Genomic DNA, 784 nt, shown 5'->3' on the forward strand with positions numbered 1-784 from the left:
CGTAAGTAAAATCGCTCACCCACAGCGCATTCGGCCGCGTGGCATGGAACTGCCGGTTGACTCGGTCCAGGGGGCACGGCTGCGCCTTGTCGCTGTACGTGGTCCTGGCTGCCTTGCCGCGCACCACCCCACGCAGGCCCAGCCGGCACATCAACCGCTCCACCGTGCACCGCGCCACCTCCACGCAGTCGCGCCGCAGCTGTCGCCACACCTTGCGCACGCCGTAGACACGGTGGTTGTCTTCCCAGATCCGTCCAATGGCCGCACACAGTTGCGTGTCTGCCTGCGCACGCACCGACGCTCTGGAGGGATCGGCACGCCGGGCCGCATACAGGTAGTACGTCGACGGGGCGATCGGCAATGCCCTGCAGATCGGCTCGACCCCGTAGACCTGGCGGTGTTCGTCGATAAACTCCGTCATGGCTTGAACCGGCGGTCGAGCTCCGCCTGGGCAAAATACGCCGATGCCTTGCGCAGGATCTCGTTGGCCTGCCGCAACTCCCGCACCTCGCGCTCCAGCGACTTCATCTTCTCGCGTTCGGACGTGCTCAGCCCCTCGCGCCGTCCCTGGTCGCGCTCGGCCTGCCGTACCCAGGTGCATAGCGTCTGCGCCGTGCAACCGATCTTCCCGGCAATCGATGCGATCGTCGCCCACTGCCAGGCGTGATCTTTCTGGTGCTCAAACACCATCCGTACCGCTCGCTCTCGGACCTCTGGCGAATACTTCATTGCTTTGCTCATGACTCCATCCTCTCAAGAGTTGGAGCCTCCGGGAATCCCGGGG

The 784-nt window shown here is 64.9% G+C and carries 1 pseudogene and 1 other annotated feature; the pseudogene reads right to left on the minus strand.

Going from position 1 to position 784, the window contains the following annotated elements:
* A pseudogene (locus XarbCFBP7408_RS22025) lies at window positions 1–741 on the minus strand (IS3 family transposase); the annotation flags it as partial.
* Window positions 347–463, minus strand: a sequence feature (AL1L pseudoknot). (Overlaps the previous pseudogene by 117 nt.)
* Window positions 742–784 lie beyond the last annotated feature (43 nt).

It is taken from the genome of Xanthomonas arboricola pv. guizotiae (genome assembly GCF_002940205.1).
Classification (GTDB): Bacteria; Pseudomonadota; Gammaproteobacteria; order Xanthomonadales; family Xanthomonadaceae; genus Xanthomonas; species Xanthomonas arboricola_C.